The organism is Vibrio sp. 1402 (assembly GCF_033340275.1).
This window is the reverse complement of record NZ_JAWOWE010000491.1, coordinates 1-582: the sequence shown is the minus strand read 5'-3', so window position 1 is coordinate 582 and position 582 is coordinate 1. Positions and strand designations below refer to the sequence as shown.

Here is a 582-nt window from a genome sequence, read left to right as displayed (position 1 = left end):
AAGCTTCGTGTTAGCTGGTCTTTTAACGTCGGAAGAGCAGGAGTCATTGGCAAAAATTCCTTATCTAGGCGACATCCCAATTCTTGGTGCGTTATTCAGTAAGACCAATACCGAAAGAAGAAAGACGGAGTTGATCATCGTCGCAACAGTTAATCTTGTTGACCCTGTCAAAGAAACCGACATCAAGCTGCCGAAGTTCGAGCGAACGAGTGACCTTGAGCGCTTGCTGAAGCTCGATCTTTCGAAAGTTGATGACGAAGAATTGGAAAATACGATAAAGGCGGGAGGCTTTAACTAATGAAGGCAAACCTATTATTGGTCGTTTCCGTTTTACTGACCGGTTGCTCGGTATCGGTAACCCCAAATAAAACGACGGTAGACACCATTGTGGAAACCTTTGAGTTTCGAGTCACCAACAAAGACGTGGCAATGGATAAGTCGGTTAACTTTGTTAATCAAATCAATAGCCAATACCCAAAGTCTACGTTTGCAATCAACTACGACACCGAAGAGAGTCAATTTGTTGATGGTTTTGTAAAAGAAATCAAAGCCAAAGGTGTAAATAAACTGCGATACACACTG

At 42.6% G+C, this 582-nt stretch carries 2 pseudogenes; both read left to right on the top strand.

The window, feature by feature from the left end:
* Window positions 1–298: pseudogene (locus R7044_RS26860) on the top strand (hypothetical protein); the annotation flags it as partial.
* Window positions 298–582, top strand: a pseudogene (locus R7044_RS26855) (hypothetical protein); the annotation flags it as partial. The pseudogenes R7044_RS26860 and R7044_RS26855, both read left to right, overlap by 1 nt.